The sequence below is a fragment of the uncultured Imperialibacter sp. genome, from assembly GCF_963974565.1.
GTDB classification, from domain to species: Bacteria; Bacteroidota; Bacteroidia; order Cytophagales; family Cyclobacteriaceae; genus Imperialibacter; species Imperialibacter roseus.
This window is the reverse complement of record NZ_CAXBCJ010000010.1, coordinates 128,128-142,239: the sequence shown is the minus strand read 5'-3', so window position 1 is coordinate 142,239 and position 14,112 is coordinate 128,128. Positions and strand designations below refer to the sequence as shown.

The following is a 14,112-nucleotide window of genomic DNA, read 5'->3' as shown; positions in this document are numbered from 1 at the left end:
TGAAAAATGAGACTCAATATATATAAAACCTTTTTAGTATTAATAGTAATGGCAATGGCTTCTGCCTGTCAAAAAGATTTGCTCGAAACAGTTCCTGATGACAGACTTTCGGCGGAGAGCTTTTGGAAAACCGAGCGAGACGCCGTTTTGGCAGTTAACGCTGTCTACCCCAATTGCCTTGATGCGGGCGACAGGCTCTTTATGTTTGACGCATTTACAGACATAGGCCATACAAATTCATTCTTCTCGGCTAATGCACAAGTGGAACAAAATGTATTCGACGCATCAAACTCTGTAATAGCTACTCTATGGACAGAACTGTACCAGGGGATAGCAAGTGCCAACTTCGTTCTTGATAATTTAGATAAAATACCTACAGCTGATCAGGCTCTTATTAATCGGGTGAGAGGAGAGGCTAAAGCTTTAAGAGCCTATCAATACATCAAACTTGCAACCAGGTTTGGTGACGTGCCGCTTGTAACGAAAGTGTTGTCAATTGACGAAGGGAAGGCGCTTGAGAGAACATCGATCGACACGATTTGGGATTTTATCGACGACGAACTTTCTGAAGCAGCCGATTTGCTGCCTGTTTCCTACGCTCCAGCTGATCTTGGCAGAGTAACAAAAGGTGCTGCCTTCGCATTACAAGCAAGAGCCAACCTCTATGCAGGGCGCTATCAGGCTGCTGCAGATGCTGCGGAAAAGGTAATTGACCTTGGAGTATATCAAATCTATCCCGAGTATGGCACGCTGTTCTCTTACTCTGCAGAAGGTAATAGCGAGGTTATTTTGGACAGGCAATATGTCAAAAGCGTTTTGCCGAACAATATCTTTGGAACCATGGCCCCCTACGGACAGCTTGGTAGAGATGGTGCGAATACTTACGTCCCCACTAAAGCGCTGGCCGACATGTACACAATGGCCAATGGGAAGGAAATCGCTGAAGCTTCGAGTGGTTTTGACGCAACTATGCCATACGACAACCGGGATCCGAGACTAAGGTTTACCTTGTACGTTCCAGGAGACATAATGCCCAACGGGCAGGTATTCAATTCTCTGCCAAATAGCGGAACGGCTGACGCTGTTGGAGGCACTTTTTTTGCCACAACGACTGGCTTTACATTGAGGAAGTATGTCAATAGTGAGGATGCCGCAAACCCCACCAACAATGGCATCAATGTCATCCTTATTCGATATGCCGAGGTGGTTCTTACTTACGCAGAGGCGAGAATTGAGCTTGGCCTGATTGACGAAACTACCGTTAATGCAATCAATGAAGTTCGCCAAAGAGGAGATGTGAACCTTCCTGCCATTGCACTCGGTACATCTCAGACTGAATTGAGAGATATTGTAAGGAAGGAGAGGACTGTTGAGCTTGCTTTTGAGGGGCTGAGACTGAATGACATCAGAAGGTGGGGAATCGGAGAGCAGGTTATCCCTGGGGCAGTTGGAGGCATAGATTATGTCGAAGAGGGGGAGGTCAAGACCTACGTAGTGCCGTCATTCCAGAAGCAGTTTAACCCATCGAGAGACTATCTTTGGCCAATTCCCTACACTGAAAGGGTACTTAGCCCAAATCTATCTCAGAACCCTAACTGGTAAGTCTAGACACCAATTAGTGTATTTTATTCTAAGGGAGGGCTTCATTTGAGCTCTTCCCTTATTAAACCTTCCATATAAACAATCATCAAACATGAGAGGACTACTATTATTCTCTGCGCTGACTCTACTTACGTTCTCGTCGGCTTTCCCACAAAACTCGACCAAGCCAAATGTGGTGATTATATATTTTGACGATATGGGTTATGGGGATGTTGAGCCCTATGGAATGACAGGCATTCCAACGCCCAATTTCAATAAGCTTGCGGCGGAGGGTTTGAGGTTTACAAACTTCAATGTGGCTCAGGCGGTTTGTACTGCTTCAAGAGCAGCTTTGTTAACCGGAACCTATTCGAATAGAATTGGGATGGCGGGTGCCTTGATTCCTGGCTACACAAAAACTGCTCTCAATCCAAATGAAGAAACTATTGCAACGGTTTTGAAGGGGAATGGCTACGTCACGGGAATGCTCGGCAAATGGCACCTTGGAAATGAGGCTCCCTATTTTCCTTTACAATATGGCTTCGATAGCTTTTATGGTTTACCATATTCTCATGACATATGGCCAGTAGATTACGATGGAAGTCCAATTACGGATAGCACAAATTGGAGGGGCAGATGGCCTCAGCTTCCGGTTATTGAAGGCAATGAGCAGGTTGGCACGGTTACAACGTTGGAGCAGCAATCGATGTGGACAACGAGTCTGACGGATAGGGCTGTATCCTTTATTGAAAAGAATAAAAAGTCACCCTTTTTGTTGTACCTGGCTCACCCACTCCCTCATGTACCGCTTGCGGTGTCAACAAAGTTCAAGGGTAAAAGTGAGTTGGGAACTTTTGGCGATGTTATCATGGAACTCGACTGGTCATTGGGTGAGGTGATGAAAGCGTTGGAAAGATCCGGCGTGGATAAAAACACGCTTTTGATTGTAATGAGCGACAATGGGCCGTGGGCGCATTTCGGCAATCACGCCGGATCAAGTGGAGGATTTAGGGAAGGAAAAAGTACGGCCTTTGAGGGTGGAACAAGAGTACCATGTATGGTAAGGTGGCCTGGGAAAATTCAGGGAGGATATGTGACCGGCGAACTGATGACAAACATGGATATTCTTCCTACAATATGTGCCATTACTGACGCCCCGTTGCCTGCAAATAAGATTGATGGGATCAATTTTGCGCCGTTTTGGTTAGGGCAGGTGAACAAAAGCCCTAGAGATATTTTCTATTACTACTTTGATAAAAATAGCCTCAAGGCCATCAGATATAAGCATTGGAAGCTGGTACTTCCACACCAATCGAATTCTTATGAAAGTGGAAGTCTGGGAAAAGACAGGATACCTGGCCAGGGAACGCAAATAAAAGTTAGCCAGGGACTGTACGACCTTTCGCATGACCCTGGAGAAAGGTATGATGTACAGGAACTCTATCCCCAGGTCGTAGCGGAAATTATGAAGTACGTTGAACTCGCAAGAGAGGATTTGGGTGATGACCTTACCGGAAGAGAGGGAAAAAACATCAGACATCCAGCTTTTACTAAATAGAAATTAGCAAATGTAGTTGAGTGAAATGTAGTCGGGGGAGGCATTTTGGCAGTGCCAAACCCCTGCTATAGTTGCATTCATTTTTGAATCAGCACCTGCTATCATCAGTGCTGGTTTGATGAAGAAGGCTTTAATGTATAATTTTCAGTTCAGAGATTCCTAAAGGATATGATACAACTGCCAAATAGTGTTTTAGTTAAACGCCTGCTTGTCGGATTTACCTTAATGTTATCGTTCGCAGGGTGCACTCCGGAAAGCGAATCATTGACGAGAGCTGAACCGGGGGAGAAACCCAACTTCGTCATCATCTTCGCTGACGACATGGGCTACGGTGATCTTGGTGTTTACGGCCACCCCACCATCAAAACGCCCAATTTGGACAAGATGGCTTACGAAGGCCAGAAGTGGACAAATTTCTACGTGGCAGCAAACGTATGTACACCTTCCAGGGCTTGTTTACTCACGGGAAGGTATGCTGTGCGCAATGGGATGACCAGCAACAAACGCTGGGTACTCTTCCCAGACTCGGATGGTGGCTTGCCACAAACTGAGATCACAATTGCCAAGGCGTTGAAGAGTGCAGGATATGCCACTGCAGCAGTAGGCAAGTGGCATTTGGGGCACCTGCCTCAGTATTTACCCACAAGTCATGGCTTTGATTCTTACTTTGGTATCCCTTACAGCAACGATATGGACAGGGTTTCGGTAGAAGGCGGTGATTCAAGGAAGGTTTTCATGGATCCAAAGATCGAGAATTTCAATGTGCCGCTCATGCGCAACGAGGAGATCGTCGAAAGACCTGCTGATCAGAATACAATAACGAAAAGATACACCGAAGAAGCGGTCAATTTTATCACCGATAACAAAGACAAGCCTTTCTTCCTGTACCTGGCGCACAACCTGCCCCACGTGCCACTTTTTACGTCCGATGAGTTTCGAGGTACAAGCGAACGGGGTCTTTACGGAGACGTGATAGAAGAAATTGACTGGAGCGCCGGCCAGATTGTGGAGACTTTGAAAAAACTGGGCATTGACAAAAACACACTCGTAGTATTTACCTCCGACAATGGGCCATGGGTGCTTTTCAATAGCCACGGAGGCAGCTCAGGATCCCTTTATGGTGCTAAGGGAACTAGTTACGAGGGAGGCCAGCGGGAGCCTGCCATTTTCTGGTGGCCGGGCACTGTCAAACCAAACGTGGTGTCGGGTATTGGCAGCACGCTGGATATCCTGCCAACCTTTGCCGCCCTTGCGGGTGTCGGTCTGCCGCAAGATCGGACCTACGACGGCTACGACCTGTCGCCAGTGTTAAAAGCAGGCGCTTCGTCTCCAAGAAATGAAATGATCTACTACCATCAGGAGCGGATATTCGCTGCGAGGAAAGGCGATTACAAGCTGTACTTCTATAAGAATAATCCGGCGGGGTACCCTGAGAAGCTGGAGAAACTGACAAAATATCAACTATTTAATCTGTCAGTCGATCCCTCAGAAAAATATGACGTGATAGAAGAAAACCCTCAAATAGCAAAGGAAATAGAAGAGATGGTAGCCAAGCATGAGGCTGGAGTGGAGCCCGTGCTCAACCAGTTGGAAAAGCGTATTGGTGAGTCATTGTCAAGCGAAAGCAAATAAGGTTGTACTGATGCTGCAGGGGATTGATTTAGTAACTGGAGTGGGATACTTTAAGCATCTGGTTCAATTTCGGTGTTCAGTTTCATAGCAGAAGTAAAAATTTTTAAAAAGGAAAGGGATTGTATTTGCAATCCTTTCCTTTTTCTTTCTTGACAAATTACATCAGTTTTAAGCATTCAACGGAGGCAATAAGAGGTTTTGAAAGGACTTTTTGAAGTTTGGATGCTGAAACGGACAGCATACCCCCAAATTCGACATTCTTTCGTTTTGGTATTGAACAATATTAAGACCCCCTTAAAAATGGATAAGTATTTTAAGATTATACTAACGGCAGGCTTTTCAGCCATTTTTGTATTCTTCTATTCCTGCAAATCTGATAGAAAGGACGGAAATGCATCATCCCAAAATTTAAGGTTAATCACCTACAACGTGTGGTACGGTTTCACAGAGGTGCCTGAGAGAAAGAAGACCTGGATTGACTGGATGAATGAGCAACAGCCTGATATTGTCTCACTTCAAGAGCTCAACGAATATACGGAGGAGAAATTAGCTGAAGATGCTAAAAGTTATGGGCATCCATACAGCGTATTGCTAAAGGAGGAAGGGTTTCCAACGGGAATCACATCAAAGTATCCTATTGAAGACATTCAGCGAATCCGGGAAGGCTTTCATCATGGATTGATGCGAGTGCGGATACAAGGAATTTATGTTTATGTAATTCATTTGCATCCTTCCAACTGGCAAACCAGAAAGGTTGAAATAGATCAGATTCTTCAGAACATTGAATCATTACCCGCAGATTCGAAAGTAATCCTTGCAGGTGACTTTAACACGTTTTCTCCACTTGACTCTGTTTACTATACACATGGAAGGCTGGAACCATTTTTTGGTGAACGAGATTCACTGTACAATGAAAAAAACCTGAATAATGGTCAGCTGGACTACTCAGTAATTCAGCAGGTATTGGATTTTGGATTAATTGACCTTGAGGCCGGCAGGCGAGCTTCCGGTTATGAATTTTCTGGTAGCTTTCCAACGTTGATAGAAAAGGAAGGTGAACATGGGGATAAAAGACGGTTAGATTACGTTTTTGCCACTAAGGATGTAGCAAAAAATGTCACAAGGGCTGAGATCATTACCACGGATACAGCTTTGATACTGTCTGACCATTTGCCGGTTATAGTGGATCTGGATTTATGAAATTGGGGCTTTGCATATTGGGCATATTTGGCCAGTGTTGTTTTCAGCAATACCCTCGCCGTGGCTGCCTTTTCTCCAAAACCAAATATGATTGTTTTCAATAGAAGCATACGTCCAGTCTCCTGTGGTATAACGCTGACTAAGCCAAAAAATGTACGACTTAGGCCAGCATCACCGTTGCATACATGATCCGCTGAACGGATGAAGTCTATCGTGAGAATAAATTGTTATAACACGCTCCGAGCAAAACTTTTCTAACCAATATTGCTACCGACAAACCGTTTCACAAAGTTCAATAACTGGCCCGGCTGGGTCGGTTATATTTCTTAATTTGCCCACTGTAAAATATGCTCTTTAATGATTAACAAGCTTTGGATCTCTATTCTGACCGCAGGAGTGCTTTTTTCCTGTTCTACACCAACAAGCAAAACTTCTTCTGCTAGTAAGCCACAGGCAGGGTCTTCCGCCGATGCACCGGAAGAAATGGTCTTCATCCCATCTGGTGCCTTCACTATGGGCGGTAAATCGGATCAGGCATCACCCAATGAGTATCCCAATCACCAGGTAGAGGTTTCTGCCTTTTTCATGGATGAGCATGAGGTAACCAATGCGCAGTTCAAAGCATTTGTTGACGCCACGGGTTATGTCACTATTGCCGAGAGAGCTATTGACTGGGAAGAAATGGCGAAGCAGTTGCCTCCAGGCACGCCCAAGCCTGCTGATTCCATTCTGGCACCCGGCTCCCTCGTTTTTCGGGCAACGGAAGGCCCGGTTAACCTGAGGGATTATAGCCAGTGGTGGGAGTGGGTGATTGGTGCCAACTGGCAGCACCCGGAAGGCCCAGCGTCGTCGCTTGAAGGGAAAATGAATTTTCCTGTTGTCCACATCGCTTACGACGATGCCCTGGCATACGCTGAGTGGGCTGGCAAGAGACTGCCCACTGAGGCGGAGTGGGAGTGGGCCTCGATGGGAGGTCAGGAAGGTGTGAAATACCCGTGGGGTAATGAATCGGTGGAGACTGCATTTACTAAAGCGAATTTCTGGCAGGGCTTCTTTCCTTACGACAACGAAGAAAAGGACGGTTTTTTTGGGGCGGCACCAGTGAAGTCTTTTCCGGCCAATGGCTACGGACTTTACGATATGGCAGGTAATGTTTGGGAGTGGTGTTCCGACAAATACCACGAGGATGCCTACAAAATGGCGGAGGAGCAGGGTAAAGTGGAAAACCCAAAAGGCCCGGATTCTTTCTACGATCCCAACGAGCCTTATGCTGAAAAGCATGTGGTGCGGGGCGGTTCTTTTCTGTGCAACGACAGTTATTGCAGCGGCTACCGGGTAGCCCGCCGCATGAGCTCCAGCCACGACTCAGGGCTCAACCATACAGGATTCAGGTGTGTGAAGGATATTTGATTTAGGGGAAGTAGCGATAGATTTCTTTTCGGTGCAGCACTCTTTCAAATGTTAGTATTTCATTTGTGTAGCTGATACCAACCCGATAGTTGCCAAAGCGTATTCGGTAATAGCTGGGATAACCTTTTAGTTTTTTGATGCTGTTGATCGAGGAAATTTCATCAAGGGTAAGTATCTCCTCAAAAACAAAAGCTTCGATCTTCGCTCTTTCCTTTGACGGAACGGATGCAAGGTCTTTTAGGAAGTTTTTAGCAAACCTTACATTCACTACTTTGCTTTTTGCAGCTGTTGGTAGGCTAATTTGGCTTCATCAAAAGTCAAAGATTCAGAAGAATCATTTTCTTCTATCAGTTTGCCTAGTGCATAGTCTTCAATTACTCGCTCAATTTTCTCGAACTCCTGAATGTCAATTTGAACGGCTACCTTTTTTTGCTGTTCATCAACTATATATTTTTTCTTAATTGCTTCCATGACTTATTGGCCTTTTGCAGTTTAAAGATAAGAACAAAATAACATAAAACGGAGTTGCGTAGCCACGGTTCCGGTTCTCATTGGTCATCTTCAGTCAGCGCTTTGATCCGGTTTTTCACCATAGTCGCACCAGGATTAATTTTCAGGTATCTTTCGTAATATTCCAGGGCCTTTTTCCGATCTCCTTTTTTGTCCCGGTATATGTCGCCGACTGTCAGATAAGCGGAGCTGCTTTTAGGATAGTTTTCAATATTCAAGAGGTAGCATTCAAGTGCCTTGTCGTATTCTTTTTGAACCATAAAGTTGTAGGCCACAACGTTAACGACTACTTCAGGGGGCAGAAACGAAAAATGGACATCTTCGGAGAATCGTTCAAAATGGGTTTTTAGTTTTGCTGCATCCGGGCTATCCGACTCGATGTTGATGCGGTATTTCTCAAAAATAAAATGGAGCCCATCCAACTCTGCGAAAAGTGGCACGGAACCATGAGTTTCAGTTTCGTATTTTTCATAGTTGAATCTAAGTCCCGATGCTCCAGATGTTTGCAAGGTCGTCACAATTCTATCGACAGCCCGATCTGTTGTTAAACGCTTTGAGCTGTTTCCATTGTTGCGATTGGACAGGCCTAAGAAGAATGACTTGTTAGCAAGTTTTGCTTGCATGGCCTCTTCTTCGAACTTTTTTATCACCATAGTATCGTCCCATCCAACGGTCGGATCGATGGCGATAAAGGCATTGAACAGACCCGGCCGGGAGTAGGCTGAATAGAGTGCCAGCAAACCGCCAAGAGAATGCCCAACGAATAGTCTAAATGGAGCCGTGAGGTAAGTTTTGTCGATGTGAGGGATCAACTCTTTCTCGATAAAGTCTAAAAACTTCTCTCCGCCGCCAGTCGTCTTAGCCTTACTATTGGGTTTCTCCAACAATGAGTCATTGCTGGTGGGTGTCAAGTCCCGCCACCTGTCTGTATTGCCAATGGCAACGACTATCATTTGTGGAAGGTAGAAGGGTGACCTGGCATCAACAATGCCGCTTACACTGTGAAAGTGACTCTCACCATCCAGCACATACATCACTGGATAGCTCTTCGGATGAGACGATTTATTACTGTAGCCATCAGGAAGATATACGGCATAGTGCCGTTTTTCATTCAGGATTTTGGAATGAATGACGTGCGATTTTCCGATAACAATATCAGTGCCTCCCTCTTGCGCCAATGCCTTGATTGACACAAGCGATATGAAAATAGGTAGAAGAAGTTTCAATACACCTGTTTAAGCCTTGGCTATTGCAGATGAATATACTAAATCTTTCCCAAACCGGCCACTTACATGTACCTAGAACTCCACCTCGTATAAAAACGACAGCTGCTTTTCCTGAACGCTTTGTGGAACCATACTAAACAGCTTGTTGCGCAACCCGGCTGCCCAGGGCTTTTCCCATTGAGCCACCCGGCCTATTCGCCATGAGTTTTCGACGATCTTTTTGGTGCGTGGCTTCCTGACCTTTTCGAATCGACGGAACTTCTCCTCAATGCTTCCAGCTCCCTGCAGGATCGAGTAAAGAAAGGCTGCATCTTCAATCGCCTGGCAGGCCCCCTGTCCCATATTGGGTGTGGTAGCGTGACCTGCATCGCCTGCTAGCAGCACCTTACCAAAAGCAAACTTATCGATCGGAGCCAGGTCGATGATGTCACCCCAGATGATGTCTTCCTGAGCTGCACGCTGGATGAGCTCTGCCACTGGTTCATGGAAGTCGTCGAAGTGCCATAGGAGGTTTCCTTTTTTGAAGTTCCGCACCGACAGGTCATGTTGCCTTGCGTTGAGGCAGGCAAACCAGTAAATCCTATCATCCTTCAATGGAACGATGCCAAATCGTGCGCCTTCTCCCCATGTTTCTGAAGGCAACTCTATCCGTTTTTTGGGTTGCGGAACCACAGCTCTCCAGCAGGTGTAACCGGCATACCGTGGTGCCGACTTCGGTAAAAACTGCTTCCTTATTTGGGAGTGAATGCCGTCAGCGGCTATTAAAAAATCGCCGGAGGCTGAGGTTCCGTCAGTAAACTTTACTTCGACGCCAGATGCACTTTCACTGCAGATCTCCGCTTTTTTTCCGGTGACGAGTTTAGTTTTCTTAAGGTTTTTGAGTAATACTGCGTGCAGGTCGGCACGGTGAATAGCAAAGTTATCAACACCATATTTTGCGCTTATTTTTAGTGAATCTACCTGAGTAATGACAGCTCCCTCTTTGGTCAAAAGTTTTGCGCTGGGAAGTAGCTGACCTGCGGCAAGCACTTCGCCCCTCAGGCCCAGATGGTCAAATGCTTTGACAGCATTCGCTGCCAGACCAAGACCGGCGCCCACAGATTTGAACTCCGATGCTGCTTCATATACTTCTACTTCGTGCCCGAGCTTTTCCAGTGCGATGGCGGTCGTTAACCCACCTATTCCGCCACCTGCTATTACTGCCTTCATGTTTTAATAATTTGGTTATGCAATTTTACGGCAAAGAGCAGTGCTGGAATGTTCCAAACCCGCCAAAGCACTTGCCAATCACGACAAAGTAGTTAAATTGACGCCCATGATGATATCAGCCAATATTGTAAAGCACCTGATGAAGAAGGTAGAGGTGGCTGGGTATGGTCATTTGCTGCAAAATTCTCCGGATTACATTTTGCTGGAGTCGTTGCCCACCGACGACATGATACCCGCTGAAATGTTCTTTCGGATCATTGACCACGTGGCTACACATTACCCCGATGGGCAAATGGCCTACGATATTGAGTATAAGCACTTTTCGTTGGGGCAAATTAATATGCTGGGTGCACTGGGTCAGCTGGTGCAGGTGAGCCCAACACTGCAGAATGTGTCTGAGGCGTTTTACAAATACTACGGTAAGCTAAATAGCATTTTTAGCCCATCCATTGAAAGGAGGGGGGAGTACATTGCCTCCACAATAACTACAACAGAGCCGGGCCTTTGGAAACAACGCCCTTTTCAAGTGGCTATCGAAATGTTTCTTTATGGAATGATGAGGATAGTAAAAGAGTGGTTCGATGCTGAAATTGCCGAGCCTGTGTCGCTTACCCTTCCTTACGAGTTGCCCGGACCTGAGCGGACGGTAATTAGGAGAACTGTAGGCGTTGACCCGTTGATGGGGGACGGTTGTACCCTGGTGTTCAAAGCGGATGTTTTTCTTCGACCATTGCCATTCGCCAACCCACAGCTGTGGGAGCATTTGAAACAGTACCTTGAGCAGAATGCCCGGCAAGGGCGAGAGCAAGAGTTATTCAGTAGCCAGCTTGAGGCTTATATAAAGAAAAGTATCAAAAACACCCCCGACTTAAAAGTGGCAGCCGACCATTTCTCGTTGAGCGAGCGAAGCTTGCAACGGAAGCTACGTAGTGAGCAAACAAACTTCCAGCAGGTGATTGACCGGGTGAGAAAAGCATTGGCTTGCCAACTGCTCCGCAACGACCAACTAAGCTTAAAAGAAATTGCTTTTGAATGTGGGTTTTCTGACCCCAACTCTTTCTTTAAAGCTTTTAAGAAATGGACTGGGGTGACTCCTGAGCAATGGAAGGCGAGCCTCTAGAGTTTTGCTGAGCTTTCCAAGCCCTCAAGTGTTGCCTGTTGAGGACAGGTTATGTAAAAAGAGTGTAAAAGAAGTGTCAAAAGGCCTTAACCATGTAACCATTTGATTAGAAGCGAGTAAATTTCAATAACTAATCAATCCCTTCCATGATCAAAAACTACCTCCTCATTGCTTTTCGCAATCTTCTCAAGCAAAAGCTCTTTAGTTTCATTAACGTTTTCAGCCTGGCTATTGGGTTGGCGGCGTCCATCGTCATCTACCTGTTTATTCAGGATGAAACCAGCTTCGATCAATTCCATTCGCTAAAGGAAAACATTTACCGGCTCGATGAGATTCAGAGCTTTCCTGGTACCAACACTCAAAAAGTGGCCCTTTCTATGCCGGGCATGGGGCCGTTCATGCAGCAGGATTTCCCTCAGGTGAAGCGGTATGCCCGGTTCATGGGAAACGACAATATGCTGCTTGAGGTGGGTGAAAGAAAGATAAAAGTTAAAATGGGAGCCAATGTGGACAGCACTTTTCTCCGGATGTTTGACTTTGGCGTAGTTGAGGGTGATAGGGAAAATGCGTTGAACGACCCACTTACCATGGTAGTAACTGAGGGGTTAGCGATGAAGCTTTTTGAGAGAAAAGACGTGATGGGGGAGGTGGTGACGTGGGGCGATAAGTCATACAAGATTACCGGGATAATGAAGGATGTGCCCGAAAACTCACATTTGCAATTCGAGGTGCTTGTTTCGATGGCAACCATCGTCAAAGACAATCCGGGCCTTAATACCGCCTGGGGCAGTAACTGGATGGTGACCTACCTTGAGCTGCACCCGGGTACAAACGTAGAGGAGATGTCTGCCGGGTTCAACGATTTTCTCCTTAAGCATGGTGGTGAAAATATTCTGGACTACTACAAGTTATTTTTGCAGCCATTGACAGATGTGCATTTGGGCTCCATAGATATTGAGCACGACTACCACGACTACCGAAAATTCAATGGCGAGTACATTGGCACGTTTGAGCTGGTTGGAATTTTCATACTACTCATTGCGGGAGTCAACTTTACCAATCTGGTCACAGCTCGGGCCTCCTACCGATTCAAAGAAGTGGGTATCCGCAAGTCAATTGGAGCCAAAAAAGGTCAGCTCTTTTCTCAATTCCTTATTGAGTCAACCATTTTGGCTTTTCTGGCGTTGTTCCTGGCGCTGTTCCTGGATCTCCTCCTTATTCCCTTTTTGAATACACTGATTGGCAGGGAGCTGAGCTTGCTTTCCTACCTTGGGCAACCCTCATTTTGGGGCGGGCTTTTCTTCATTACTTTGATGTTGGGGTTGATTGGTGGGATTTACCCCGCACTTTTTATGGCCTCATTTAAGACCGTCAGCATCATTAAAGGAGCAAATGTAAAGAGTGGTAAGTCGTGGCTGGGAAACTCGCTGATAGTAGTGCAGTTTGGTCTGGCATTGGCCATGATTGTGAGCACCTTCGTGGTGTTGCAGCAGCTCAGCTTCATGCAAAACAAAGACATTGGCTTCGATAAGGATCACATTGTGCAGGTAAGCCTGAATGGGGATGCTAACAAGAAGTTTGACCTGATCAAAAGTGACTTGCTCAACCAAACCGACATTCTTGGCGTAACAGCCTCCGGTCAGCGGCTGGGCAACAATTTTCACCAGTGGGGTTTCAAGTACAAGTCGGATTCAGGAGTAATGGATATTACACCTTCCAATGTGAATGTGGATTACGATTTCCTTGAAGTATTTGGCATAAAACTGAAAGAAGGGAGAGGTTTCTCGAAGGAATATGCGCAAGACAATGGCATGTCGTTCATCATCAATGAGTCGCTGGCCAAAGACCTGAATTTGTCTCAGCCAATTGGAGCGAAGGCGGGCCACGGATGGTTTCACAACGACTCGCTGGGAACAATTATCGGAGTGACCGAAGATTTCAACTTCAATTCGTTGCACTATGCTGTTAACACGCTGTCGATGGTGGTGCACCCTGAATGGGGCTATCAGGAAATGTCAGTGAAAATCAATGGACAAAACATTGACGGAGCCCTTAAGGAACTGGACGAAGTGTGGACGAAACATGTTGGCAGGTTTCCACTGGAGTACACCTTTCTGGATGCTCATTTTGAGGAGCTCTACCGCTCCGATAAACAAATGAGCGCTGTGGTGACTATCATGGGCGTGTTGGCCATCCTTATCGCCTGTATGGGGCTGTTTGGTTTGGCTGCCATCACTACCGAGAGGAGGATCAAGGAAATAGGTATCAGGAAAGTGCTGGGCGCTTCGGTGATCAATATCATGTTTGGCCTGAGCAAAAGCTTTGTGTTACTCATTCTGATAGCCTTTGTGATCATGACGCCGCTTGCATGGCTTTTTCTTGGCAGGTGGTTGGAGAACTTTGCTTATCACATCGACATCAACCCAGTGGTTTTTATTGTGTCGATGGTCATTGCCGTCGCCATTGCCCTGGCGACAATCAGCTACCATACGCTTAAATCCGCTAAAGCCAATCCGGTAGATGCGCTGAGGTATGAGTGAGGGGGTGGGTTGCAGGCACTGAGGTAGCTGCACTGTCACTCCTGCGAAAGCAGGAGTCTCCAAAGTGAGCACTATATTCTTTTGACCATTCCTATCATTACTCTTCCATTCTGATAGTTCATTTTA

General features: G+C 46.1%; 11 protein-coding genes. 7 read left to right on the top strand and 4 right to left on the bottom strand.

Going from position 1 to position 14,112, the window contains the following annotated elements; translation table 11 throughout:
* Window positions 1-6: 6 nt before the first annotated feature.
* From AAC052_RS15750 to AAC052_RS15730, 5 genes are all read left to right on the top strand, one after another.
* Entirely contained in the window at window positions 7-1,602 is a 1,596-nt protein-coding gene (locus AAC052_RS15750) for a RagB/SusD family nutrient uptake outer membrane protein (protein WP_339814432.1), read from the top strand.
* Between the two features lie 91 nt (window positions 1,603-1,693).
* Window positions 1,694-3,139 (top strand): sulfatase, encoded by a 1,446-nt coding sequence (locus tag AAC052_RS15745; protein WP_339814430.1) that lies wholly within the window; start codon window positions 1,694-1,696, stop codon window positions 3,137-3,139.
* A 264-nt stretch (window positions 3,140-3,403) separates the two neighbouring features.
* Window positions 3,404-4,771 (top strand): sulfatase, encoded by a 1,368-nt coding sequence (locus AAC052_RS15740; RefSeq protein ID WP_339814428.1) that lies wholly within the window; start codon window positions 3,404-3,406, stop codon window positions 4,769-4,771.
* Window positions 4,772-4,969: 198 nt separating this feature from the next.
* The gene (locus tag AAC052_RS15735) at window positions 4,970-5,971 is read left to right on the top strand and encodes an endonuclease/exonuclease/phosphatase family protein (RefSeq protein ID WP_339814426.1); all 1,002 of its coding nucleotides are present in this window, start codon (window positions 4,970-4,972) and stop codon (window positions 5,969-5,971) included.
* Window positions 5,972-6,328: 357 nt separating this feature from the next.
* On the top strand, window positions 6,329-7,381 hold the full coding sequence (locus tag AAC052_RS15730; RefSeq protein WP_339814425.1) for a formylglycine-generating enzyme family protein: 1,053 nt from the start codon (window positions 6,329-6,331) through the stop codon (window positions 7,379-7,381).
* 1 nt (window position 7,382) lies between these two features.
* Here the strand turns inward: AAC052_RS15730 and AAC052_RS15725 are convergent, their stop codons facing one another.
* From AAC052_RS15725 to AAC052_RS15710, 4 genes are all read right to left on the bottom strand, one after another.
* Complete coding sequence (locus tag AAC052_RS15725) at window positions 7,383-7,649, bottom strand: type II toxin-antitoxin system RelE/ParE family toxin (RefSeq protein ID WP_339814423.1); 267 nt, start codon at window positions 7,647-7,649, stop codon at window positions 7,383-7,385.
* Window positions 7,649-7,852 (bottom strand): hypothetical protein, encoded by a 204-nt coding sequence (locus tag AAC052_RS15720; protein ID WP_339814422.1) that lies wholly within the window; start codon window positions 7,850-7,852, stop codon window positions 7,649-7,651. The genes AAC052_RS15725 and AAC052_RS15720 overlap by 1 nt, the downstream gene beginning before the upstream one ends.
* A 77-nt stretch (window positions 7,853-7,929) precedes the next feature.
* Window positions 7,930-9,117 (bottom strand): alpha/beta hydrolase-fold protein, encoded by a 1,188-nt coding sequence (locus AAC052_RS15715; RefSeq protein ID WP_339814420.1) that lies wholly within the window; start codon window positions 9,115-9,117, stop codon window positions 7,930-7,932.
* 72 nt (window positions 9,118-9,189) lie between these two features.
* Window positions 9,190-10,326: an FAD-dependent monooxygenase gene (locus tag AAC052_RS15710; RefSeq protein WP_339814419.1), complete on the bottom strand. Its 1,137-nt coding sequence runs from the start codon at window positions 10,324-10,326 to the stop codon at window positions 9,190-9,192.
* Between the two features lie 106 nt (window positions 10,327-10,432).
* Here AAC052_RS15710 and AAC052_RS15705 point away from each other — a divergent pair, with 106 nt between their 5' ends.
* Together AAC052_RS15705 and AAC052_RS15700 are read left to right on the top strand one after the other, a co-directional pair.
* Complete coding sequence (locus tag AAC052_RS15705) at window positions 10,433-11,446, top strand: AraC family transcriptional regulator (RefSeq protein ID WP_339814418.1); 1,014 nt, start codon at window positions 10,433-10,435, stop codon at window positions 11,444-11,446.
* 146 nt (window positions 11,447-11,592) lie between these two features.
* Window positions 11,593-13,986, top strand: a complete 2,394-nt coding sequence (locus AAC052_RS15700; protein ID WP_339814415.1) for an ABC transporter permease — start codon at window positions 11,593-11,595, stop codon at window positions 13,984-13,986.
* Window positions 13,987-14,112: the final 126 nt, after the last annotated feature.